We start from the raw sequence: 24920 nt of genomic DNA on the forward strand, positions 1-24920 counted from the left end.
ACTCACCACTTCGTATATTAGCCTAATTATAGGCTAAACATGAACATTTATTCTGCCACCGATATACGCGCCTGGGACGAATACACCATTTTGCACGAACCGATCGCCTCGATCGACCTGATGGAACGCGCCTCCCTCGCCTGCTTTCAATGGCTGTTGAAATACCGTAATACCGAAACCTCCTTTGTCATCTTTTGCGGCAAAGGCAACAATGGCGGCGATGGACTGGCCATTGCAAGATTGCTGGCAGAAAGTGATCACACCGTAACAGTATACATCCTCGAGTTTGGCCACAAAGGCACCGATGATTTCCAAACCAACCTGGCACGGCTTCATAGCAGCAAAGCCACCATCAAGTTCATCTCATCCGAAGAAAGCATCCCCACCCTCACCATTGGAGATATTATTATAGATGCACTGTTAGGCTCTGGCCTCAACAGGCCACTGGAAGGTCTGACCGCTTCCGTAGTGAAACGCATCAACAAGAGCGGCAACGAGATAGTTGCTATCGATATTCCTTCTGGCCTGATGGTCGACAGCAGCTCAATAGGTAGTACAATAGTCACAGCTACCCACACCCTGAGCTTCCAATGCTACAAACCCGCCTTCCTCGTAGCAGAGAATGATCCATTTATTGGCACCTTACACATACTCGATATTGGCCTGCACCCGGCTTTCCCGGCAGCACATCCTTCCACCCACCGCTGGATCGACCACGCGCAGGTACAATCCATCATCAAACCACGCAAGAAGTTTTCACACAAGGGGACTTACGGCCATGCAGCTATTGTTGCAGGCAGTCAGGGAATGATGGGCGCCGCCACCCTCTCGGCCAAAGCCTGCCTGCGCAGTGGTGTTGGTAAGCTCACCACCCATATACCCGCCGTTGGCTACAACATTATGCAGATAGCCGTGCCTGAGGCCATGACCTATACAGCCGGCAAAGAATACATTGAAATGGCTGTCAACCTGGAACAGTACGATGCCATAGGCGTTGGTCCGGGACTGGGACAACACGATAGCCATAAAGCCTTGCTTGAAAACATCTTTCAGCAATGTAGTAAAGCACTGATACTGGATGCCGATGCTTTGAATATACTCGGCCAATACAAAGAACTGTTACAACAACTACCTACCCATACGATCATCACACCTCATCCCAAAGAATTTGAGCGGTTGTTTGGTAAAGTCGCCAATGACTTTGAACGCATGCAATTAGCCATGCGCAAAGCTGTAGCGCTTAAGATCGTCATTGTATTGAAAGGTCGTTATACATTGGTAGCTACGCCCGAAGGAATTGCCTGGTTCAACAGTACAGGAAACCCTGGCATGGCCACCGGCGGTAGTGGAGACGTACTAACAGGGATCATCACAGGTTTATCAGCACAAGGATACCCCGCTGCGCAGGCAGCAATCGCTGGCGTATACCTTCACGGACTGGCCGGCGACCTGGCCGTTTCCTATTCCTCACCCGAATCCCTGATCGCTTCAGACATCAGCGAATACCTCGGCCAGGCATTTCACCAGATAGCTATATAAACAAAACATCCCGGCCCCCCGCCTTGGGAGCACTATGTCCATTTAATCTTTTTCCACTACCGGACAGGTAGTGCTGATGTTTGGTTTACACATCTCTGTTTTGAATCTGGTAGAGTTATAATCCCATATGACACCCAGTTCGCTGCTTCCGCCGGTATAAGAAAACTGGTTGTTCCTGACTGGAAACTCATGCGCTATACCTACTTTTACTTTACTGGCAGTTCCGGTAATCACCTGCCCAACCGAACCAATATCGATTGTAACACTTACAGTAAAAGCATTAAAATCCGAAGGAATGCCGCTCACCCGCCGGTCTTTGCTTACATGCGCCCACACGCCCAGACTGGCTCTATATTTATGCGGCGTAATGTCTCCTCCCACACGCCACGTATTATGCGACTGTTGATGAAATACCATCATAGCCACCCTGAATGAAAAACCATCTTCCCGGTTCCTGCGTTCATACATCACATTACCAGATAAACGCAACGGCAACTCACTACGAAACTCTGAAGAAGAAGAAGTCAACGACTCATCCGGCGTATTCAGATGATGGGCACTTCCCCCTATTACCAGCCGTCCTTTCGCACTCAGGATACGACAGAAATAAAAACCCGCACTAACATCGAATACCAGTTTCTTATTAAAAATAAGACGATCAGCTGCCGACCCTGCTCCCGGAATATACCCGTTTTCATCTATCTCGTCGGCAAAAGTAAGGCGGCTGTAATCTACCCTCCGCTGAATCAATCCCATCTGCAGGCCACCAGTGGCGATCCAGGTTGGAAACTCCTCATTATCTGCAACAGAAGGAATATTGGAACATATAGTATAAGATCCTGTTCCATACACCGCGCTTTTCCGCAGATAACCTTCATTCGAATTGGTAACCAGTACCCCATAAGCCCCTTTTACATCGGGCAGGTATTTATCGAATGATATAGCTGTATAATTAAAATAAGAGGGCTCTTTCACCCATTGCCGGCGATGAATAGCACTTACCCGCACATTATAATCTCCGGCTCCGGTAGCTGCCGGATTCAGATAAATAGGCGCCATATAAGCCTGCGCAAATACCGGGTCCTGGGCCGTCGACGTCAATCTGCTGCACAACAGCCATAGCATAATCAGCATCAGTATTCTTCCCATAAGCTGCTTTTATTGGTTATTTTATAACAGTAATGAATCCTGTTTTCATCGGTACACTACGCCCCGGATAATACATCCCCAGCCACTCACGCTTGTTCTTATAACGGGCCTCGATTTGCCAGCGGTACGAATCCTGTTGCAAGGCCCTGCCATTAGGCACGTTTTCATGACCATCCCACGCATCCATCGGAACACCATCACGGTCTAATCTTGTCGACTCAAAGATCAACTGCCCATAACTGTTGAAAATTCTAAGCCTGTATTCACTTAAACCTTTTCCAATAGGCTTGAAGCTACGTAGTTTGGCTACCCCGCACCCCGTACAGATAGCATCAGGTACATAGAGATAACCGGGCGCATACAACACCGCCACACGGACAGAATCGTACCTTACACAGCGAGTCACTTCATCATACACCTGCAACTTCACCTGGTAGCGACCCGTATCCCCATATTCATGGAGCACTTCACGGGTAGTACGCTTGACACTCCTGTCACCAAAATCCCATACATAGTTCCTGCTCACCCCCCTCGTGACCGTATCGATAAAAGTGAAGATATATTCCGGCTGAGTGATCTCAAGCCTTGGCTTCACTTCAATTACTGGTTGCAATAGGGGCCTGATCACCAGCGTGCCGGCGTATGCCGTATCACCACAACCTGCCGCATTTTGCGGCAACACCCGTACAACGTAAGTAGCAGGCTCATGACTACCTGCCGGCAATTGAAAACGATAATTGAATGGAGTACCTACCCCACTCAACTTATCATTGATCAACCAATGGAAAGTAATGGGGTCAGCGCCATTGTACGATGCCCTCACGGGGATCGTCAGCATGGTATCGATATTACATGTATTGATAGTCACAGGCTTCTCCAGTATAGCCACAGGTGTAGGCCATACGGTGAAATAGCGTTCAGCACTATCCTTACACCCGGCGATATTATGTACTATCAGTTTTACCCTATACGTTCCTGGTGAATTGAACTGATAAGAAGCACTGACGCCTGTAGCGTAAAAAACATAAGGAGCCCGTGCCGTATCATAAAACCACCACTCCACTAACCCGGCATTCCTTGCCCCGGCAGCAGTAACAGCCAGCGCATAAGCCACACAGGGTTTGGCGGCAACAGTATCGATACGAGCAGGGATGATACCCACCACTCTTACCATAGCCGGCTGCGATACCACACTGCATACTTCACCAAAATTGTTGACGTAGCGGGCAATCAGCCGTACTTCATAAGAACCTGTGTCATTATAAGTATGAGAAGGATTTGGCCCGGTACTGCTGCTACCATCGCCCCACACCCATTCATACGCATTGGCATTACGCGAAACATTGCGTGTTTGCACAGTTCCACCCGGACAGATCAGGACATTTATGAGTGAGAAATCAGGTACAGGACTGGCATATACTGTAACCGTCCTGTAAAGACTGGTATCTGAACAGGCATTAATAAATTGTATCCGCACATTATATACACCGGGCTGAGTAAACTGGTGACTGATACGGTTCTGCGTGCCAGGCAAAGTATCCGGTATACTGTTATCACCATAATGCATGATCACCTGCGCAGCCCCAAATGAACTGTTCACGAAAATGGCTGTATGCGGAGCGCAGCCATACAAGTCACTGCCATCAACTACAATCGCAGGCTGTATCGTATTGGGCGACACGACAACATCGATAGAGTCACTATGCGTGCCGCAGACGTTAAAAGCAGTGAGCTTTACCTTGAAAGTATCGATAACACCGGTAATGTATTCATGAACATGCCGGCCTTTTGAATACAGCGTATCACCATGCCCGTCTCCATAATCCAGGTAATACATAAAATGATTGCCCGGCGACAGGTTGAAGATGGTATCGATGAGCGGTGAACAACCGATCACTTTGCTGACCGTAAATACAGCCCGCGGATCAGGCCTCACCAGCACACTATCCCTGAAATAAAGCGTATCGCATTCATTGAACGTCTTTAACGTGATATAATAGGTGGTATCCCGGTAAAAGCGGTTGGAAGCATACGTTATCTCAACAGGCTGCACAGCAGTACTGGTAGCACCATTGCCAAAATTCCATAAGAAACGATATCGGCCTGCGTCAGGCGTAGTATTGGTAAAAGTGACTTTCAGCGGCCCACATCCTTCACCCTTGTTCTTACTGAAAGAAGGGTCAGGATCAGGCAGCGTTATGAATACCTTCTCCATAGAATCATTACGGCACCCGTTAAAACTCAATGTCAATAGCTTGATCGTGATGGTATCACCATCCTCCGTCATCGTATAAGGCCGGAATACTTTACCGGTCGACCAGAGCACACCGTCAACATACCATTGATACTCCCGGTTGCGATCATCGAAAGGTGTAAGATTGATAAGGGCCGCATCGATCACGAAATCGTTACACCCCTCTGTTTTTAAAGGTTCGAAAAGCGCCCGGGCATCCGGATTGACCGTCACCTTTACCACATTACTGATACTTGCATAAGGACCGGAACAAAGCACGGTATTGACGCGCCTGCGATAATAAGTGGTGACGGTAAGTGTACCGGGCGCATAGTCCTGCACTATTGCGCCGGCAATTACACTCCAGTTGATATTGTTTGTACTGGATTCCCAGATAAACTGATATCCGCTATTACCACCGGTAGGCACCAATCCAGTAATAGGGTCAGGTTGCTGGTTAATACAAATACTTTGATCCCGGCTAATCGTATTATTGGCAATACCAGCCGCCACATTGATTACGATCGTATCACTAATACTGGAGCAGGGCAAAGACTTTACTACCCGTCTGTACCAGGTGGTCTGCGCAGGCGATACCGACACCCCCGGCAGCACAGCCCCGGGCATTGGCACAAAATTGATATTATCCGTGCTGGATTGCCATTCGTAATCATAAGAACCTGTTCCCCCCGTTGCAGGTGGCACAACAATATCGACAGGCATACCCGCGCAAATATCACGTGGAGGAAAAAGCAATCTGTTATCGATGGGCGGAAGCACCCGCACAGCCACGGTATCCCGGCTACCATTACATTGAGCATCGGCAGCCTCAATTACCCAGGCAAACAAATAGATATTACCCGCTGTGAGTCCCTCGATACTGGTTCCCGGACTACCGGGGTCAGCAATCGTTGCCAATGGCCCACCCACCTGCAGCCACGTACCCGTACCTACTATCGGCGTATTGCCGGTGAGTATGGCAGTAAGTTCATTACACAATACAGTGTCATTCCCTGCGGAGGCAACAGTCGTACCGGTAAGAATGGCAATAAGTACAACCTGTGGATCACTGCTGCAGGCCCCATCCAGCAAAGCACGAATCGTATATTCTACCGTGGCATCCGTAGTACCTGTATTCACCAAAAGATCATTGATCCTTGTTATCGGCTGATTAGTTCCATTACTATTACCTGTAACATTCCCGGCCACAACCCTGCTGGTCCAGGAATAGGAAACACCCGACACTGTACTGCTCATGGATATATCTGTGCGGGTATTGCTGCAAATAGAATCCTTGTCATTGACATCGATCGTCACTACAGGCTTTGCCCTGACAATAGCTTTTACCACATAAGGCACCCCGGTACACCCATTTGCAAAGGGGGTAATAGTATAAGTCACTTCCCCATCCATTGCAGGGTCATCATTGACCAGCACATCACCAATACTTCCGGTGCCGGAAGGAGTATTGCCCGAAACCACACCGCGGGTCACAACACTCGTCCAGCTGAAGGTACTGCCACCGACTGAAGAAACAGGCGTATATACAACAGCCGTATTGTTACAGATCGTTCTAACCGAATCACGTCCCCTGTTTTCAGGGAAAAAGACCACCAGCAGCGTATCGGTATTATTAGGACATCCACTGGGTTGTTGCGCAAAAGCCTTCAACACCAGTTTTACACTGCCAGCCGCCTTATCGGCCGGACTAAAAGTATAAATAGTAGACAAAGCATTCGTAACACTGAAAGTACCACTGCCGGTGCCAGACCATTTTACAGAATCGATAGGACCTGTCACTATACCGGTAATCGGAAGACTGACAGTAGCATAACAGGTATCTACCCTGTCACGTGGCAGAACGACAGTATTGGGCGCAGTGAAAAATATCTGCTGAACATCAGTTGACTGTCCGCAGGAACTGATAAATTGTACACGTACAGTATACGTCCCTATATCCGTAAACCTTATTTGCGGATACCTGTCAGCAGCAGTAGTACCATTTACAAAACTATAAGCCCCTCCGGTCACCGTCCATAGATAAGTTTCATCTCCCCGCTGACTATTATAGGACGGCTTGTGAAAATTATTGACAGCAAAATTGATCGTATAATCAGTATTGCAATAAGCTTTGTCTGCCGGGAGCCTTACCACCGCATTGCCCGACAGATGAACAATCTTATCTATCCGGAAAGTACCTGTACAACTATTACTGGCAATTAAACGTACACGATACCTGCCGGCCACATGAAATACAAATACCGGCTCCATGGCAGTATTCGAAGGAGTGATGGTGTATACACCACTATTGGGAGAAACCAGTTGACCGGTACTGTCATTGTACACTTCCCACCGCCAGGTGTTGCTGCGACAGGGATTACTATTGGTAAGATTGGTAATGTTTACAGTCAATGGATTATCGCAGGAAATAACAGAATCAAGTCCATTCACTTTAAATTCAGGTACCGGGAGTGGCTCAATACAAACCTCATGACTGACTTCAGAAGGGGCACAACTGGTATTGGTTATCTTTAGCTTAACTGTATATTTTCCAATAACGGGAAATGGATAGACAAGATTTCTGGCGGTAGACACCAGACTATCATTAACATACCACTCATATTCTTGATCACGGGTACATTGCGCTCCGTCCTGAGCTTCGCCTGGTATAGAAGTATTGGTAAAAGTTACAGGGTTTGTTATACATGCATAGTCCGGATAGGTAAACCTCGCTTCAGGACGTTGAAAAACCCTTGCCGGGAGAATAAATGAAATATCATTACAATTAGAAACAGGAGCATTTTTATAAGGATTTACATATACCGCTCTAAGCGCAAAAGCATTGGACTCATTCGGAACATCACTACGGCCGCAAGATGTCCTCAAATAATTATGCTGCACAAGCCCATTAACCGATTTAAGAGCACACAAGGTGATTGTATCCGCTTTGGTACCATCCCCCCATTCGAAAACATAATAGCTACCAGGAAAATTATTTAAAATACTGGTTGGGCCGGAAGTAACCACATTAACATCCAGGAAATCAGGCAAACATGTTTTTAATATGGTGGACCCAAGTACAAAGAAATGAGCAGTATTTACTAGAAATACTGAACGGGTACTGATTACACCGTTCTTTTCTGCTCGACTTGTAAAAGTATAAAAAGTTTTACTGAGCAAAATTTGCGGAGTTCCATTAGGGCCAATATCAATATTCGTAACAACACCTGAGTTCTCATCCTTATAATTAAAAGACACTGAAGCGTCAGCAGTAGACTGGTTCCACAAAGTGATTGGACTTTCAGCAACTACTTCAGGAGTACAATAACCATAAAAATAGCCATCTACAAGCCTTCTCGCATTAGATACTGTATTCACAAAAGCCACCGGCCCGGGAGTAGCACTGATTTGAAAGATAGGGCTTGGTGCACTTGTTGTCACAGGAGCAGTAGTACGGGTCACTACATAATAATCATTACGCGGAGCAGTGCCTGCAGGAATAGTGCCATTTACAAACGTGGTAAAAAAGCCGTTGCGATCATAGGTCCCAATCTGAACGCCCGTGGGATTGGCCGGACTGCACAAGTACAAGTTAACGGCATTGTTATAATTATAACAACCAACAATCTTTACCGGCACAGCTATAGTAGAGCCTTGCCCATATACACCAGTAGGAAAAGCAGCATTATCGATGGTAATGGTCTGCGATAACGCAGGACAAACGATTAAAATCGGGATAAAGCAGTATAGCAGACGCAATAATACACTCATCAACAGTCCAGGTTTGATTAACAAATGGTGCTGCTCTGATCGTGACAATAGAAAACCGGATCCTGATTATAATCAGGACACAATAAACTGGTTGGGATCACTTTAACTGATCAGTGATTAAATAAGAGCCGGAAGAACAGTAGGGAATACGGCCTTATACGTAAAAGAGAGGAATTGGACAGAAATAGAAACGGCTTTTACCGGAAATGAGGATTTATGCGTTACCGTATTACATCTATAAAAGGCAACAATTCAAAAATAATAAAATAACTGACTTCTTATATTATTTTTTAGCATATACAGGTACACGTTGACTTGTACAAATCAACGTGCAGAAAAAAGTGCAGCAGCTAACAACAAAGAGATCAATACTTTCGGAAAAACACAGACCTAACCGTTAGCTTGCATTTGAAATAAATCAAATAAAAAAAAGGTAGTTCTCCTATAACTTTCGCATCAGCTCCTGCGCCTTTTTGTAATTGGGGGCATCAGCAGGTATCTTTTCCAGCCAGTCTTTAGCCGCATCTTCATCTTTTTCTTTCAGATAGCTGAGCGCTTCATAAAAAGTAGCCTCATATTTAAAAGCCGACTCCCCTTTGATCAGTTTTTCAAAGGACGCCCTGGCCAATGGTATTTGGTTGGTTTGCAAAAGCGCTACACCAAAGTAAAACTGAGCAAAACTATTATCAGGCTGGGTTTGTACCACTTCAGCCAGCAATACGGCTGCCTCGGTAAACTCCTTATTATTGAACGCCGAAGTAGCTTTCTGCAAAACAGTATCGATATGACTACCCCGCTCTACCTGCGCCACCATTTGCGTATCCGCATAACGCTCATACAGATCGCCGGTAAATGGATTCCATACAATCATTATTACAACCAACATAGCAGCTATCGCTGCAGCCACACCGATGTAGCGTTTAAAGGCTACCACTTTAGCTGGTGGCCGGGAAGTTTCAGCAGCCCTTTGTTCATTCGACGGTACCTGGGTCGTTGCACCGAAAAACTCCTGCCTCATTTGTTGCAAGGTGCCCTGTAATTGTTGCCGTTGCTCGTCGGGAGCATACTGTTGCTCCAGCGTCGTATCCACATCCCGGTACAAAGCCAGCTCCTGTTGCAGCTCCGTATCTGTTGCCAGAACGGCTTCAAAAGCCTGCTGCTCTTCAGCAGCCATCAGCCCTTCCTCATACCGTGCAATATCTTCATACGTATATTTCATAACAGATACATCTTAAAAATTAAACAAGGTTTTTACTCACCATTTGCGCCAGCGATGCCATGCATTCGCTCTTCTTCTTGCGCAGGTACCCATAAGTCACCTTTAATTGCTCCGCAATTTTCTCCTGGTCCTCTCCACTCATGCAACGCCTGATGATCTCTTTACAGGACTCTCCGAGCTTTTCAAAACACTGAAGGAACAACTGCATTTTATCGTTATTCTGCTTCAACTGTTCGGCCAGCGCAAATACGTCCTCCCCTATAGATACATCATCCACTTCTTTTGTTACCGGTTGCCGGCCTCTTTTTTTCAGCTCATTAAGCCACTTTCTTTTACATACTATAATAAGAAAGGGCTCAAAAGGACAAGTAAGCTGTAACCCTTTGTTTTTTGCCTGATTATAAATATCGATCAGGGATTCCTGGAAAATATCGGCCGCATCATCCTCACTGCCGCTGTTGGCCAATATATATTGACGAACCTTCCCGGCATACTTGCTATAGATCTCCCGGACAATAATCGTGTCGTTTTCCAGCAGGGCCTGCACATATCGCTGGTCGGTGTGAATAACAGTAGTAATAGTAAAAGATTTATAAGTGAGTGATATACACGGTACAAGCGCCCCTTTTTCCCTGCCGGTAAAAATAACCAAAAAAATTTCATCCGGATGGGGGTAACAAAAATACCAGCCTGCTGATATACCTGTGAACACGCAAGGGGCGGACGCCGAAAAGCCCCCAACAAAGAGTAGGCATTAAACACTAAAAATATACAGTTATGAAACGTTCATTATTTGCAGCCACAGTTATAGCTGCCGCAATCACCACCTTTACTTCATGTAAGAAGAACAACGATGCGCCACAATATGCACGCGCAGAAGCATTCTGGCAATCAAACGCTATCCCTACACAAACCTTCTCCGGCAATGCAGCTACAGGCTTTACCATCACCGGCGATAAAGGCACCAAGGTTAAATTTCCGGCCAACGCCTTTGTAGATGGCAGCGGTAATATCGTAAGCGGAAATGTAAACGTTAGCCTGAAAGAAGTACTCAGCAAAAAAGACGTATTGCTCTCTGGCGTATGGACCGAGTCGAACGGCCAGATCCTCGAATCAGGCGGAGAGATGCTGGTAGAAGCAAAGCAGGACGGCAAGGACCTGAAGATCAACCCTGCCCTGGGCGACAAAGGCATACAGGTAGAAGTGCCCAAAGTAATGAATGACCGCGATATGGGTCTGTTCGTACAAGGCCGTCGTGATCAGGGACAAGCTGGTGGCGCAACCGGTGGCGGTGGTCAGCAACAACAAAACCCCACTACCTGGATACCAGCACCTTATTACCCCTTCGGTAATGGTCCCAACAGCTACAGCTTCACCCTGCCTGGCTTTACATGGGTAAACTGCGATCGTTTCTACAGCGATCCTAATCCCAAGACAACAGTAACTGTGCTGCCAGCTTTCCAGGATAATAATCAGGTAACTGACCTTCAGGTGATCCTGGTATTCAAGAACATCAGCACCGTGATCACGTTCCCTTACAACTACAGCATCCAGAAATTTGAATCTTACCAGAACTCACTGCCTATCGGTTCTCAGGCAAGCCTGGTATTGATCGGCAAAGACAGCGACGGCTTCATACAATTTGGTACTCAAAGCATTACCATCAGCGCCAACATGCACATCGACGCACCGATCCACAAAGCCACACAAGCTGAAGTAGATGCTTTCCTGGATTCAATCCAATAAATAGCACCCAAGACAGATAAACAGGCTTATCTCCGGGACTTTTCAGTCGGTTCACCGTACCTCCAGCGGGCTGCCATTGATGGCGGCCCGCTTTTTTTATGTGCACTGAAAGTCGTATATTACAATTCACCGATTGCTCACCAAAACATATAAGCTGTATGAACAAAAAAGTAGCAGACATATTACTACGCAAAGGCAGTAACATTACTACTGTTCAACCCGACATCTCCGTACTGGATGCCCTGAGGATCATGGCCGATCAGAACATAGGTTCTGTGATGGTAATGGAAAATGGGCAGTACCTGGGCATTATGACAGAACGCGATTACTCCCGCAAGATCGTATTGAGAGGAAGGAACTCTACAGATACGCCGGTAGGTGAGATCATGTCCAACGACTTCCCGCGCATTACGCCCGCCGACTCCATCGATTATTGCATGCAACTCATGTCGGACAGGAATATCCGCTACCTGCCGGTGTTCGATGGCGATCAGGTAATGGGTATCATCTCCATCAACGATGTGGTAAAAGAAACCATTCTTTCACACGAAGAAACCATTACCCAGCTCAAGGACTATTTGCACTCAGCACGATAAACGATTTCCTCTCCAATTACCCCCTGGAGAATCAAAAGCCCTGCAGCATGCGGGGCTTTTTGGTGCTTATTTCATACATTCGCTACCGATAGTACTTTAACCCTATAACCACATACCAACAACCATGAGAGCCATACTCCTGGTGCTTATCCTCGCACTAACTGTACCTACCCTATTTGCCCAGGTGCCTGTCATCAATTCCTTTGCACCAACATCCGGCCCTATAGGAACACAAGTAACCATTACCGGCAGCAACTTTAGCACTATCTCAGCAGACAATAAAGTATATTTCGGTACCATTCCGGCCACTGTATTAAACGCCAGCGCAACCTCACTAACGGTGACAGTGCCACTGGCTACGCCCTTTCAGCCCATTTCGGTAAATGTAAATGGATTGACAGCCTGGAGTGCTGCCCCATTCGTAGTAACATACAATGACGGAGGGATGGACTTCACCGCCACCTCATTCAACTCGTCCACAAACCTGAGCGGGGGTGGCTTTGTAACCGAAGGAGACCTCGATGGAGATGGAAAAACTGACTTCATCTATACGCGCTTCTCCTTTGATGAGATCAGGATATTGAGAAACGTCAGTTGGGGTGGAAATTTTTCTTTCACCAACGCCTTTCCCAGTGCAACTATTGGTGGAATTATTAACCCGCTCAGCATAAAAACAGGCGACCTGAATGGAGACGGTTTGCCCGAACTGGTGGTGACCAGCCTGACCTTCAGAATGATTTACGTACTGAAAAACACCAGCACCCCCGGCAACATCTCGTTTGATAATCCAATAACCTTCGGCACAGGCGACGGTCCCCGCAAACTGGCAATTGGTGACCTTGACAATGATGGCAGGGCCGACATTGTAGTCACCAACGAAAGCAACAATTCCATTTCTGTATTAAGAAATACTACCACGGGCGGCAATATCTCTTTTGCTACCAAAATAGATTTTACCACGGGGCCTTCCCCCGAAAGCGTATGCATCGGCGATCTCGATGGCGATGGCAAACGGGAAATAGCAGTAACCAGCTATAGTAATGCCAGCATGATCCACGTTTTCAAAAACAGTTCAACACCCGGCAACATTTCGTTTGAACCAAGAATAGACCTTGCAACAGGCCCCTTCCCCTGGGATGTAAACATGGGCGACCTCGACAGTGATGGCAAACCAGAATTACTCGCCAGCACAGGTACCAACAACAACATTGCGGTATTCAGAAATACCAGTGCCGGCAGCCTGTCCTTCGCTACCCGCATCGACCTCCCCACTGGCTTTAGTCCACGCGGAATGTCACTGGCAGACCTTAACGCCGACGGCAAACCGGAGATCGTAACCGCCAACTGGTCATTTGAATCGACAGTAGCCATACTTAAAAACAACAGCACACCCAGCACATTCTCTTTTGCACCCTTTGCAACATACAATACCAACGTTGGTCCGGGCAGCCTGTCGCTGGCCGATTTCAACGCAGATGGGCTGATAGATATACTCACAGCCAATTCGCAGAGCAATTCACTTTCCTATATACAAAACAACTTAAATATCACTACAGGCATCCCTAAGTGCCCTGTTTTGCTAACACCAGCCAACAACCTTACAAATGTGCAGCATGGCACACCCCTGCTCTTCACCTGGCAGAAGGAACATAACGCAACCAGCTACCGGTTAAGGATCATAGAACAAAGTGGAGCTTATACGGAAGTGACCACTACAGACACCTTTTATCTCTTTCCCTCCCCCAATGCAGGCATTAACTATACCTGGAACGTTCGGCCAGTGAATATGCCCGACCCCAGCGTCACCTGCGCTGTCTTTGCATTCAGCACCTGTCCGGCAGTAGCCAACCCAATAACGATCGCGGCAGAAGGCAACACGGACAAATGCGCTGTTGATTCCGTTAAGCTAAGAGCAAGCGCAACAGGCAATCTGCAATGGTTCCTCGATGGGAAGCCTATAGTAGGCGCTACAGCAGATACCTTGTGGGCTAAAGGAGGCGGCAATTATACAATCCGGATATTGAATGGTGCCTGCTATTCAAACCCTTCAAACGTTCTCACCATCACCAATTTGCCAACACCGGTAAAGCCCTCGCTCACAGTACAGGGAGCCACCACCTTCTGCGAAGGCGGCAGCGTACAACTGACATCGAGCCTTAACATCAACAACCAGTGGTTTAAAAACAATAGCCCCGTGGCAAGCGCCACTGGCATTAACTATACAGTATCCGCTACCGGCGAGTATTTTGTACGCGTAACTAACACCTCCTCAGGATGCCACAATTATTCTGACACGGTTAGTGTACAAGTCAATCCTGTCCCCACAACACCAGCCATTACAGTAACAGGCAGTACGGCTATTTGCACCGGCAGCAGTGCCACGCTGCAATCATCAGCTACCAGCGGTAACCAATGGTTTAAGAACGGAACTTTAATTGCCGGCGCCGTAAACCAACAATACACCGCTACAGAAGCAGGCACCTATACAGTAAAAGTCTCGAACGGCAACTGTACGTCAGCCGCCAGCACGGGCGTTACCATCACTGTCAATACTACACCAACTGCACCTACACTCACCGCAGCAGGCAGTACCGGCATTTGTAGTGGCGACAGTGTAAAGCTCCAATCCAGTGTAGCCACCGGCAATCAGTGGTATAAAAACGGTACAGCCATTACAGGCGCTACCGGCCCGGATTACTTTGCCAAAGAAGCCGCTTCGTTTTCAGTAAGAACAACGCAAAACGGTTGTACCTCGGCTTCCAGCAATGCATACGATGTAACCGTTTACCCGGCACCAACCAAACCGGGTATCACTTCCAATGGAACAGCCATGACGGCCACCGGCACAGGCTACACATCTTACCAGTGGTACCTCAACAACAATATTATCAATGGTGCCACCCAAAGCCAGTATGCTACTACACAGAATGGCGTATACACAGTAGTGGTAAAAGACAACAGAGGCTGCGCCAATACATCCGACAACTTCAACTATGTAACGACGGCTGTTAATGACGTATTCTTCCAGGGTTATACCATACAATGGTTCCCCAACCCTGTGCACGATAACCTGCAATTACAGGTTTCGCCGGGAACAGGCTTGTCGGGCAAGGTAACAGTACGTGTAATAGATGTTGCCGGCAGACTGGTGCAGCAGGAACAGGTATTGAAGAATGGAGCAAACACCATTCCCATGAAACAATTACCTGCCGGCCCTTACTGGATCGTGCTGAAGAACAACAAAACCGAAAAGACAGTGAGAATATTGAAGGTCAACTGACGACACAAGCGAACATTTGCTGTATCAAAAGCGGACACGTTACGACGCCCGGACCGATATAACTTATTGGAACATAAAGGCCTGCTATCCGGCACTTTTTTAGCGGCGGTATTCCTGCCTAACCGGTAAAACAGCCACCATGTTTAAAAACTACTTCACCATTGCTTTCAGGAATCTCCGTCGCAACAAAATATACTCCATCATCAACATCCTTGGCCTGAGCCTTGGGTTGGGTTGTGGCATGCTCATCATCCTGTATGTAAAAGACGAAGTCAGCTACGACCGCTTTCATAGCGAGGTGGCTAACATCCACCGCATCAATATGCAAAGCGTAAATCCGGATGGCAGCCCAAGACACAAAGGCGGTTGGACAGGCTATTTTCAAGGCCCTCACTTTACATCGGCCATTCCCGACATCAAAGCATTTGTACGGATACAAGGCTACCACCGGGACATCAAATCAGGAACCGAGATCAAGTCACAACGATTCCACATAGTTGATTCCAATTTCTTGCAGGTATTTTCATTTCCGTTACTGAGCGGCAATCCCCGCACCGCCTTGCTCGATCCCCACTCTATCGTGATCACGGCATCCGTTGCTCAACAGGAATTTGGCACCACCGATGCCATGGGCAAGCTGATCATGATCAAAGACAACGACAACAAGTTCGTCCCCTATACCGTAACAGGCGTTGCTAAAAACTGTCCACAGAATTCATCCATCAAATTCGAGGCATTGATGCCGATGCAGGTGTCGAAACAAGATGAAGCCCTCAATGAAAACTGGATGAACTACTTCCTCGGCACCTTTGTAGTACTACAGCCAGGCGCCAACATCAAAGAAGTAGAAGCCAAAATGAATAAGGTGTATGAAACTGAAGCAGGTGAGTCCATCAAAGTAGCAGCAGAAAGATATGGCGACAAGTCAGTGACCACCTTTAGCCTGCAGCCGATGACCGATATTCACCTGAGCCAGGATTATAAAGCAGACGATGCTCTCTCAGATGCCAGCAATCCTATGTACTCTTACATCCTATCGGGCATTGCGTTGTTTATATTATTGATCGCCTGTATCAACTTTGTGAACCTCACGGTAGCCCGTTCTTTAAAACGTGCCAAAGAGATTGGCATCCGTAAAGTAGTAGGCGGCGACCGCCAACAGCTGATCATCCAGTTCCTTGGAGAATCATTTATACTTTGTTTCCTGGCCTTTATGCTGGCCATCCTTTTCGTACAACTCTCCCTGCCGGTATTCAATGAGCTGGCCAATAAAGCACTTGCCATTACTTACCTGTTCGACGTAAAACTGGTAGCAGGTTATATCACACTATTTATATGCACCAGTCTGTTGGCCGGCTTCTACCCCGCCCTCGTATTATCCGGTTACAATCCGGTAAAAGTATTATACAGCCGCTTCACGCTCGCCGGTAAAAACTACCTGCAGAAAGGATTGGTGGTATTGCAGTTTTCACTGGCCTCTTTCCTCATCATTGGAACTATTACCATCTGGTCTCAATTCAATTTCCTCGCCAACGAGCAATTAGGATATGATGATACAAATCTTGTAACGGTGAATGTGCCCGGCGGATTTAACCGCCAGCAAACTCATTTGCTAAGACAAGAGCTGTTTAAAAGTCCAGCTATTACGGAAGTAGCCAATAAGAATGGAGGCATGTGGGCCACCGGAGCCCGGGTAAATGTCAGTACAGATATTGGCTTTGCTTTTGAAACGATAGATGACGCCTATATCCCCCTGTTGAAAATACCGGTGATCAAAGGCAGGAACTTCTCCGCCGCCTATCCATCAGACTCCACTCATTCAGTTTTGGTGAATGAAGCATTTGCAAAAGAAGCAGGCTGGGCAAATCCCATTGGCCAAGTGGTTGATTTCTTTTACAATCCCGGCGAAAAATACACCGTCATCGGAGTGGTAAAAGATTATCACTACGAAGCCCTGACAACGAAAATAGCCCCGCAGCTATTTACCATGAAGCCCGGCAACCTTTTTGGTAAGGTTTTCATCAAAATAAAACCCAACAGTGCGACAGCCGGTCTGCAACACATTGAAAAAACATTCAAACAACTATTTCCTCTTAACCCTTACTCCTACACCTTCCAGGACCAGGAAAACCAGGCCCGGTATGAATCAGAAGCCCGCTGGAAAAACATCATGCTTTTCGGTGCAGCCCTCACCATATTCGTTTCCTGCATCGGCTTGTTTGGGCTTTCAGTATTTGCTACGGAGAAAAGAAGGAAAGAAATAGGCATCCGCAAAGTGCTGGGCGCTTCGGTAAGTGGTGTGGCCACCATTCTGTCCAAAGACTTCCTGAAACTGGTGATCGCTTCGTTATTGATCGCGATACCGGTGGCCTGGTTGGCAGCTGGTAAATGGCTGGAGAACTATCCCTATCGGGTTTCCTTAAGCTGGTGGATGTTTGCCCTGGCCGGTATATTTGTAACATTGATTGCATTGACCACTGTAGGCTTTCATGCCATACGGGCGGCTATGGCCAATCCGGTTAAGAGTCTGCGCACGGAATAAAGACCGCCTTTATCAGTGAAAATAAATCAGCCTTAATACCCAGGGATATGTACCTTTCTGTATGCCTGCTATAAAACTATTGCATCGCCTTTACTGCTTCATTCTATTCCTACTGACCACCACATCCGTCAAGGCTCAAACTATCCAACGCCCGGAGATCATTGGCATCGCATCTGTTGAAGTACAGGTAAGCGATCTCAGGAAAGCAACCGGCTTTTACCAAGGGTTGCTGGGTTATATAACCACGCCACTCTCCATCAATGGACAGCAAGCGTTTCTTATCCACGTCAACCAGCGGCAAAGCATCATGGTACATAGCGGCCTGCCCGAAGGGCAAATAGAAAGGCTGGTATCAGTAAGCTTTCAGACCACCGATATAAAGGCCATGCAGGCTTACTTAAAAAGCAAAGGAGTAGTGCTGCCAGACACGTTCACAAGAGATAAAAACAATAATCTTTCCTTTACTATACATGATCCTGAAAACCACAAGATCAGATTCGTTCAATACAACCAGTCTGTTCAACAACCATCACCTCAGAGATCAGGCTCTCCCATTTCCTCCCGCATCCTGCATGCAGGCATTACTGTTAACAACCTGCCAACAATCGATGCATTATACAAAGACATACTGGGCTTCTCCGAAATATGGCGCGGCGGCGCCAATGACAGCACTACCAGTTGGATCAATATGCGCCTGCCGGAAAGCACCGACTACATTGAATACATGCTGGTGAATACACCGCCCAACAAACAACAATTGGGAAGCCTGCACCATATCGCCCTGCTGGTGCCCGATATGCAGCAGGCAGTAGACATACTACGTCCCCGCGCCGCTAAAACAGGCTACAACATGGCCGTGCCCCGTATAGGACGCAACAATAAATGGCAACTGAACCTATATGATCCGGATGGAACGAGAGTGGAATTGATGGAGCCCTTTACTTTCCGATAACTGAACCGCTTACATTCCTTGTAACGCCTGCTCTATTTCATACAACTTGATGCCATGAGGATAGTTTACGTAATACAGCTGATCTTCATTGATCCTGTACCCACTCATGTAAGCCTTTTTTGCAGTTTCCAGGTATTGCTTTTTCATAGCAGCATTCCCTAAGCGGCCATAAACAAGTGCGAGATAATAATTAGCATCAGGATGTTGCTTGTAGGTTTCCAAACATCGTTGCAGGTATTCTTTCGCCAATACGTCCTTCTTCATTTCATAATACAGGACACCAATAAAAAACAAGCTATTGAAATGAGAAGCATCTGTCGGATGGTCTTTTGCCTGAATGGCCATATCCTGTTTAAAGTTCTTTTCGGCCGCTACATATTCGCCCAGCTCAAGATTACACAGCCCTTCATAAAAAGCATACGTATGGTCCATATCATATCCATTGGGCACCAGCTGTTGCGCCTTCTGCAAATCAACGATAGCCCCTTCATAATCTTTGGTGAACAGGCATTTGATAAACCCTCTGTGCCCGGTGTATCTTTTAGGATCTAATTGAACTGTTTTATTATACAAGGCCAATGCCCATTCATGATCGCCATTCTTAATAAAGGGAACAGCCTTTACCTGGTATATTTCGGCAATACCGGGACACAAGGCAATGACACTATCACAATACAACTGCCACGCAGGATCATTGTACATGCCGGGCAATTGATGCGCCCCATTGGTAATATACTTTTTGAAAAGACTGTCCTGAACGCGCAGATCACCACACGTCAATGCCAACTTGGGAGAAGCGGGTTGTGCGCAACCCTGCAATACAATGAGTAAACAACTAAGGAATGATATTGATAACTTTCCCATTCTTCAGTTTGAACATAATGAACGAGATATATTCCAACGCCTCCCCGGTCCTATACCGCGCAACAGGCCATTTATTCAGCGTATATAAATAAGCGAACAGCTCATTCACCAGCCCTCTGTCGAAAAGCTGCGCCTTATAATCATCGTTCGTTTGCATCACCTTCACTTTGTTCTTCATAGAACCTGTTGTATCCACTACAAACCGAAAAGTAATATACCCACTACCTGAATAAGTATGGTTTTGCTTTTTACCAAACTCCTTCACTTCCTTCAATAAAGTAGAAGAATTTTTGGGGTATTTACCACCTACACTATAATAGTAAGGCAATGGGCTGCCATATTCCAACTCAAAATCGGTAGTAGTATCGGCCAGTTTACCTTCCCGTATAAAATAGGTTTGGCCCATGGAGGGAAAACTATACAACAGGACAATAAAGAGGCTTATTAGTTTCATGATTGCGGTGGTTCAGGAACTTTTTCCGTTACAACGGTCAGGTCGCCCAGATCGACAGTGATAGGCATCAGGCCCAACTGCACCACAGCCTTGCGGCCACGGATCTCCTTCACCTCTCCTACCTGGTGGTTCTTCTTCATCAGCACCTTATTACCAACGACGATCTCACCACCCACTTCATCATATTTGGAGCCGATCTTCTTCTTTACTTTTTCAGTCACCTGCTTTTGGTTCTGACCAAACAATAAAGCATGCAATTGCTTCATCAGGTCGCGCTTATCCTCCTGGCTGCCAGCTTTGCGCCAGTCCAGTACGATCTGCTTTAGTTTGCGCTCCATATCCCGCAGGTAAACAATACGGTCTTCCGTCACCTTGTTCTGGTGCTTCAGTAATTCCACTTGCTGATGATGGCGTTCTTTATCGATCAACGCTTCCATATCCTTCCGCATCCGCTCATTTTCCTTCAACAGCTTCTGCAGTTCCTTCTCCTTGATCTCGATCTCGCGCAGGTCCTGCTCGGTACGGTTCAGCAATTTGTCGAGCTTGAAATGATCCTCATCTACCAACTGCCTTGCCCGTTTGATCAACGCCGGTGGCAGACCAATGCGTTCAGCAATCGAAAACGTATAAGAACTACCCGGCTTGCCGATGATCAGCTTGTACATGGGCAGCAGGTTCTTTTCATCGAATGCCATCGCACCGTTGATGATACCTGGCGTCTTATTGGCCATCACCTTCAGGTTGAGGTAGTGTGTGGTCACGATACCCATAGAATGCTTCCGCACCATCTCCTCAAGGATCACTTCCGCAAAAGCGCCGCCGAGGTTGGGATCACTACCACTACCCAGCTCATCGATGAAGAAAAGCGTTTTACCATTGGCCACTTCCATGAAATACTTCATGTTCTTCAGGTGCGAACTGTACGTACTCAACTCAAACTCGAGGCTCTGCGTATCACCAATATGGATCATGATCTGCTTGAAAATACCGAACTGCGAAGTTGGGTGCACCGGCACCAGCAAACCACTTTGGATCATCAGTTGCAATAAGCCAACCGTTTTCAGGGTAACCGTTTTACCTCCGGCATTGGGACCAGAGATAACCAGGATACGGTTCTTCTCATCGAGCGTCACCTGCACGGGTATGGTTGGCTTCTGCGAACGCTTGTTGTACAGATATAATAACGGGTGATAAGCTTGTACAAGATGCACATGCGCCTTATCACTCAGGATGGGCAGATTACCATTCACATCCACCGCCAATTTAGCCTTGGCGCGGATGAAATCATATTCACCTAAAATATCGTAATACGTTTTCAGCAGGGGCGCATACATGGCCAGCCTGGCGGTAAGCTCCCGCAGAATGCGGTACACTTCCCGGCTCTCCTCATTCTCCAGGGAAAAGATATCGTTGTTCAGCTCGATGGTCTCCTCGGGTTCTATGAACGCCGTTTTGCGGGTATCACTTTCCCCATGCAGAATCCCCTTTACCTGCCTTTTCTGCTCAGCATACACCGCCACAACGCGGCGGCCATTGAGAAATGCTTCCTCAATATCGGCGGCATGGCCGGCTTTCACCAGCTTTTGTACGATGCGGTCGAACAGGCGGCGCAATTCATTCCGTTTCTTGAAAAGACCCATCCGGATGCGCGACAGCTCTTCGGAAGCATTATCCCGCACTTTACCCCCTTCATCCAGCACTTCATCGATCAGTTCCAGGATGGCCTTTTCATAATAGGTTTCCGCCACCACCTTGACCAGCGCCGGATAGGCCGTCCTGCGATCGGTATCGAACCAGCGGAAGATACTTTGCAGGCTTTCCGCCAGCTTGCGCACCAGCATCAACTGCTCTTCAGACAATACCGCTCCGGGAATGCCAATCAGTTTCAGCTCCTTGGCAATATTCAGGGTATAGTCATTGGGGAAATACTGGGCATTTTGGACCAGCAGCTTGTATTCATGCGTTTGCTGCAATTCCAGGTCAATGTATTCCTTGCGGGTGTGAATCCTTAGCTCTTTTGCTTTTTCTTTGGCATACAGTGTCTTACAGTGCTCTTCCAATAAAGTCTTCACCTTTTCGAACTCTAATTGCACCAATGCCGACTCGGGAAAAAATTTCATAAACGATTATCGCTGATATCCTCTTATTTTTATGAGGTGCAAAGGTACGAAATTCGGTCCCGGGTTACAATTCCGGGTTTCGGCGCCCCAAAACTGTTAACTGAATGGTAAAAGCAGCCTCCCCTCAGCCGGGTTGCAAACCTATAACAGTCATTTCTCGTTTATAAAGGGAAGCAAATCCAATATCCCCTATGGCTGATCTCACAAAATCACACAGTATGAAATGGATCTTTACAACATTGGTTATTACGGTAGCAACCGTGCTATCGTGTGCAGTAAGGGAAAATCCTCAAAAATATATGACAAGCAGTTTAACCGCTCCCACTACAACAACGGGAGAAGCAGCTCTCAGGACAGACACCGCTACGTTTGGCACCGGTTGTTTCTGGTGCACAGAGGCCCTGTTCCAGCAGTTGGACGGTGTGTTGAAAGTAACCTCCGGCTATACCGGTGGTCAAGTTAAAAATCCTACCTATAAAGAAGTGTGTGAAGGCACTACCGGCCATGCCGAAGCAGTGGAAATAGTGTACGATCCTGAAAAGATCACCTTCGATGAATTACTCGAAGCATTCTGGCAAGCACATGACCCTACCACCCTCAACCGGCAGGGTAACGACGTAGGAACCCAGTACCGCAGCGCTATTTTCTACCATAACGCCGAGCAAAAAGCAAAAGCAGAAAAGTATAAAGCTGAACTGGATAAAAGCGGCGCCTGGAAAGATCCGATCGTTACAGAGATCACCCCTGCATCATCTTTTTATGTAGCAGAAAACTATCACCAGGATTATTACAATAACAATGGCTCTGCCCCCTATTGCTACTATGTGATCCGTCCCAAGATGGAGAAGTTTGAGAAAGTGTTCAAAGACAAATTAAAGAAAACACAGAAGTAAGACAATAGATCAAAAACAAAGCATTCAGGCCGCCTCCTACACCGGAGGCGGCTTTTTTTTGAAAAAATACTGGTTGTGCAGCCAACCTTTTGCATCTTTCAGTCTCTTATTGCAGTAAACCTAAAACTGGCCTTATGCATTATTTCTGTATTATATGGGGACTACTGCTATCTGCAAACACACTATCAGCACAAAACACTGCCATCATTGCCGGAGAAGTACCGGGCACAGGAAAGGATACACTACAACTATACCTCCAACACAACCCAACGATCAGGCAAACGGCCATCTATACCACCCTCACTGAGAACGGAAAATTCAGACAGGTTATTCCCCTTGATAAGCCTGTACCCTGCTACATACAGGCCAAAGGAAGTGGTTTCAACGCACTATTGGAACCGGGCGACAGTATCTATCTGCATTACCAGAGCGGCAATACATTACCAGAGCTCACAGGCAAGGGAGCAGAAAAAACAACATTCCTGAAAGATTTCAAACAATACAACCTATATAAAAAAGTCCGTGACAACCTTCCCCGGTTCAAAGCAACTACCACACCCTTCGACGCCCTGTTTGCTTTTATTGACAGCGCAGGCCAGGCATTCGGGCAACAGCTTACATCGATAAGACCTTCTATGAATAAGGAAAGTTTCCGGCTATTGGAGGCAGAGATACAGTCTGCTGTATGGGGACAACAATACCGTGGCGCCACCATGCTATACAGTGAAAGCATAGAACAAACACTGGCCAAAAGACAAAAAGAACTTACGCCCCGGTCGCAAAGCATTCTGCAAAACGTACTGAAAGTAAATGACTCCCTTTATTACTCCCACACTTATATCAATGAAGTATACGGTATCTTTTTCCGGCAGTACGATGGACTCATCATGGATGGGCTGGCCAGCAAAAACCTGATAGAGAAATATACCTGGCTGCGCAAACATTTACCAGCACGCCTAAGCATACCTGTACAGACACTATTTTTGGAAAGCGACATCAGTAAGCTGAACCAGGCCGAAGACCTCGAAAAGCTGATCAAAGACACCTACACCTCACCCGCCGATTCTACTTACAGCAACTACATCCAAAAATATTACAACAACGTCACCAGCTTTAAAAGAGGCATGGCAGCTCCGGATTTCACCCTTGAAAACGAAAAAGGAGAAAAACTAACCCTCACCTCCTTCCGCGGCAAAGTGATATACCTTGATTTTTGGTACGCCACCTGCGGCCCATGCCATGCCTTATTCAGTACCATCTCGCCGGTAAAGAAACATTTCGCCAACCGGCCGGAAGTAGTATTCCTGAACGTTTCCATCGATGCCCGTTCCACCTGGCTCGATGCATTGAAAAAATATACGATTGCAGGCTACCATGCATTCACGGAAGGCAAAAAAGGTGAACACCCTATTATCAGCGCCTATAAAGTAGGTGGCTATCCCACCACCTGCCTTATCAACCGGAATGGCAAAATATTCCTGGCAACACCTGCCACCCAACCAGGGGAACTTATTCAACAAATTGAACAAGCATTAACCCATTAAAGACAACCCCTTCGTTTA

General features: G+C 47.0%; 15 protein-coding genes. 8 read left to right on the forward strand and 7 right to left on the reverse strand.

Features of this window, described 5'->3' with window-relative positions:
* Positions 1 to 39: 39 nt before the first annotated feature.
* Complete coding sequence (locus AC5JBY_RS31245; RefSeq protein ID WP_495908632.1) at positions 40 to 1539, forward strand: NAD(P)H-hydrate dehydratase; 1500 nt, start codon at positions 40 to 42, stop codon at positions 1537 to 1539.
* Positions 1540 to 1581: 42 nt separating this feature from the next.
* Here the strand turns inward: AC5JBY_RS31245 and AC5JBY_RS31250 are convergent, their stop codons facing one another.
* From AC5JBY_RS31250 to AC5JBY_RS31265, 4 genes are all read right to left on the reverse strand, one after another.
* Positions 1582 to 2688, reverse strand: a complete 1107-nt coding sequence (locus AC5JBY_RS31250) for a PorP/SprF family type IX secretion system membrane protein (RefSeq protein WP_495908633.1) — start codon at positions 2686 to 2688, stop codon at positions 1582 to 1584.
* A 16-nt stretch (positions 2689 to 2704) separates the two neighbouring features.
* Complete coding sequence (locus AC5JBY_RS31255) at positions 2705 to 8692, reverse strand: PKD domain-containing protein (RefSeq protein WP_495908634.1); 5988 nt, start codon at positions 8690 to 8692, stop codon at positions 2705 to 2707.
* A gap of 442 nt (positions 8693 to 9134) precedes the next feature.
* A complete protein-coding gene (locus AC5JBY_RS31260) occupies positions 9135 to 9911 on the reverse strand; it encodes a tetratricopeptide repeat protein (RefSeq protein ID WP_495908635.1) in 777 nt (258 codons plus the stop codon).
* A gap of 19 nt (positions 9912 to 9930) precedes the next feature.
* Positions 9931 to 10563 carry an RNA polymerase sigma factor gene (locus AC5JBY_RS31265; protein WP_495908636.1) on the reverse strand — a complete coding sequence of 211 codons (633 nt, stop codon included), beginning with the start codon at positions 10561 to 10563 and terminating at the stop codon, positions 9931 to 9933.
* Positions 10564 to 10688: 125 nt separating this feature from the next.
* Between AC5JBY_RS31265 and AC5JBY_RS31270 the strand changes: the two genes are divergently transcribed.
* The 5 genes from AC5JBY_RS31270 to AC5JBY_RS31290 all read left to right on the forward strand — a co-directional run bounded on the left by AC5JBY_RS31270 (position 10689) and on the right by AC5JBY_RS31290 (position 19027).
* Positions 10689 to 11657, forward strand: a complete 969-nt coding sequence (locus AC5JBY_RS31270; RefSeq protein ID WP_495908637.1) for a hypothetical protein — start codon at positions 10689 to 10691, stop codon at positions 11655 to 11657.
* Between the two features lie 158 nt (positions 11658 to 11815).
* Positions 11816 to 12253 (forward strand): CBS domain-containing protein, encoded by a 438-nt coding sequence (locus tag AC5JBY_RS31275; RefSeq protein ID WP_495908638.1) that lies wholly within the window; start codon positions 11816 to 11818, stop codon positions 12251 to 12253.
* Positions 12254 to 12377: 124 nt separating this feature from the next.
* Complete coding sequence (locus AC5JBY_RS31280; RefSeq protein ID WP_495908639.1) at positions 12378 to 15533, forward strand: FG-GAP-like repeat-containing protein; 3156 nt, start codon at positions 12378 to 12380, stop codon at positions 15531 to 15533.
* Between the two features lie 139 nt (positions 15534 to 15672).
* Entirely contained in the window at positions 15673 to 18075 is a 2403-nt protein-coding gene (locus AC5JBY_RS31285; protein WP_495908640.1) for an ABC transporter permease, read from the forward strand.
* A 61-nt stretch (positions 18076 to 18136) separates the two neighbouring features.
* A complete protein-coding gene (locus AC5JBY_RS31290) occupies positions 18137 to 19027 on the forward strand; it encodes a VOC family protein (RefSeq protein ID WP_495908641.1) in 891 nt (296 codons plus the stop codon).
* A gap of 9 nt (positions 19028 to 19036) precedes the next feature.
* Here the strand turns inward: AC5JBY_RS31290 and AC5JBY_RS31295 are convergent, their stop codons facing one another.
* From AC5JBY_RS31295 to AC5JBY_RS31305, 3 genes are read right to left on the reverse strand one after another with little or no spacing between them, the layout of a single operon-like run.
* Complete coding sequence (locus tag AC5JBY_RS31295; RefSeq protein WP_495908642.1) at positions 19037 to 19891, reverse strand: tetratricopeptide repeat protein; 855 nt, start codon at positions 19889 to 19891, stop codon at positions 19037 to 19039.
* Positions 19863 to 20345 carry a hypothetical protein gene (locus AC5JBY_RS31300; RefSeq protein ID WP_495908643.1) on the reverse strand — a complete coding sequence of 161 codons (483 nt, stop codon included), beginning with the start codon at positions 20343 to 20345 and terminating at the stop codon, positions 19863 to 19865. The genes AC5JBY_RS31295 and AC5JBY_RS31300 overlap by 29 nt, the downstream gene beginning before the upstream one ends.
* Positions 20342 to 22465 (reverse strand): endonuclease MutS2, encoded by a 2124-nt coding sequence (locus AC5JBY_RS31305; RefSeq protein WP_495908644.1) that lies wholly within the window; start codon positions 22463 to 22465, stop codon positions 20342 to 20344. Before AC5JBY_RS31305 ends, AC5JBY_RS31300 begins: the two co-directional genes overlap by 4 nt.
* A gap of 299 nt (positions 22466 to 22764) precedes the next feature.
* Between AC5JBY_RS31305 and msrA the strand changes: the two genes are divergently transcribed.
* Positions 22765 to 23358: a peptide-methionine (S)-S-oxide reductase MsrA gene (gene msrA / locus AC5JBY_RS31310; RefSeq protein WP_495908645.1), complete on the forward strand. Its 594-nt coding sequence runs from the start codon at positions 22765 to 22767 to the stop codon at positions 23356 to 23358.
* 134 nt (positions 23359 to 23492) lie between these two features.
* Positions 23493 to 24902 (forward strand): TlpA family protein disulfide reductase, encoded by a 1410-nt coding sequence (locus tag AC5JBY_RS31315; protein WP_495908646.1) that lies wholly within the window; start codon positions 23493 to 23495, stop codon positions 24900 to 24902.
* The last annotated feature ends 18 nt before the right edge of the window (positions 24903 to 24920 follow it).

The sequence above is a fragment of the Paraflavitalea sp. genome (assembly GCF_059502485.1).

Excerpts from the sequence above, each read along its gene's own strand:
- AC5JBY_RS31245 (WP_495908632.1), top strand. The coding sequence starts at position 40 with ATGAACATTTATTCTGCCACCGATATACGCGCCTGGGACGAATACACC.
- AC5JBY_RS31250 (WP_495908633.1), bottom strand. The coding sequence starts at position 2,688 with ATGGGAAGAATACTGATGCTGATTATGCTATGGCTGTTGTGCAGCAGA.
- AC5JBY_RS31255 (WP_495908634.1), bottom strand. The coding sequence starts at position 8,692 with ATGAGTGTATTATTGCGTCTGCTATACTGCTTTATCCCGATTTTAATC.
- AC5JBY_RS31260 (WP_495908635.1), bottom strand. The coding sequence starts at position 9,911 with ATGAAATATACGTATGAAGATATTGCACGGTATGAGGAAGGGCTGATG.
- AC5JBY_RS31270 (WP_495908637.1), top strand. The coding sequence starts at position 10,689 with ATGAAACGTTCATTATTTGCAGCCACAGTTATAGCTGCCGCAATCACC.
- AC5JBY_RS31275 (WP_495908638.1), top strand. The coding sequence starts at position 11,816 with ATGAACAAAAAAGTAGCAGACATATTACTACGCAAAGGCAGTAACATT.
- AC5JBY_RS31280 (WP_495908639.1), top strand. The coding sequence starts at position 12,378 with ATGAGAGCCATACTCCTGGTGCTTATCCTCGCACTAACTGTACCTACC.
- AC5JBY_RS31285 (WP_495908640.1), top strand. The coding sequence starts at position 15,673 with ATGTTTAAAAACTACTTCACCATTGCTTTCAGGAATCTCCGTCGCAAC.
- AC5JBY_RS31290 (WP_495908641.1), top strand. The coding sequence starts at position 18,137 with ATGCCTGCTATAAAACTATTGCATCGCCTTTACTGCTTCATTCTATTC.
- AC5JBY_RS31295 (WP_495908642.1), bottom strand. The coding sequence starts at position 19,891 with ATGGGAAAGTTATCAATATCATTCCTTAGTTGTTTACTCATTGTATTG.
- AC5JBY_RS31300 (WP_495908643.1), bottom strand. The coding sequence starts at position 20,345 with ATGAAACTAATAAGCCTCTTTATTGTCCTGTTGTATAGTTTTCCCTCC.
- AC5JBY_RS31305 (WP_495908644.1), bottom strand. The coding sequence starts at position 22,465 with ATGAAATTTTTTCCCGAGTCGGCATTGGTGCAATTAGAGTTCGAAAAG.
- msrA (WP_495908645.1), top strand. The coding sequence starts at position 22,765 with ATGACAAGCAGTTTAACCGCTCCCACTACAACAACGGGAGAAGCAGCT.
- AC5JBY_RS31315 (WP_495908646.1), top strand. The coding sequence starts at position 23,493 with ATGCATTATTTCTGTATTATATGGGGACTACTGCTATCTGCAAACACA.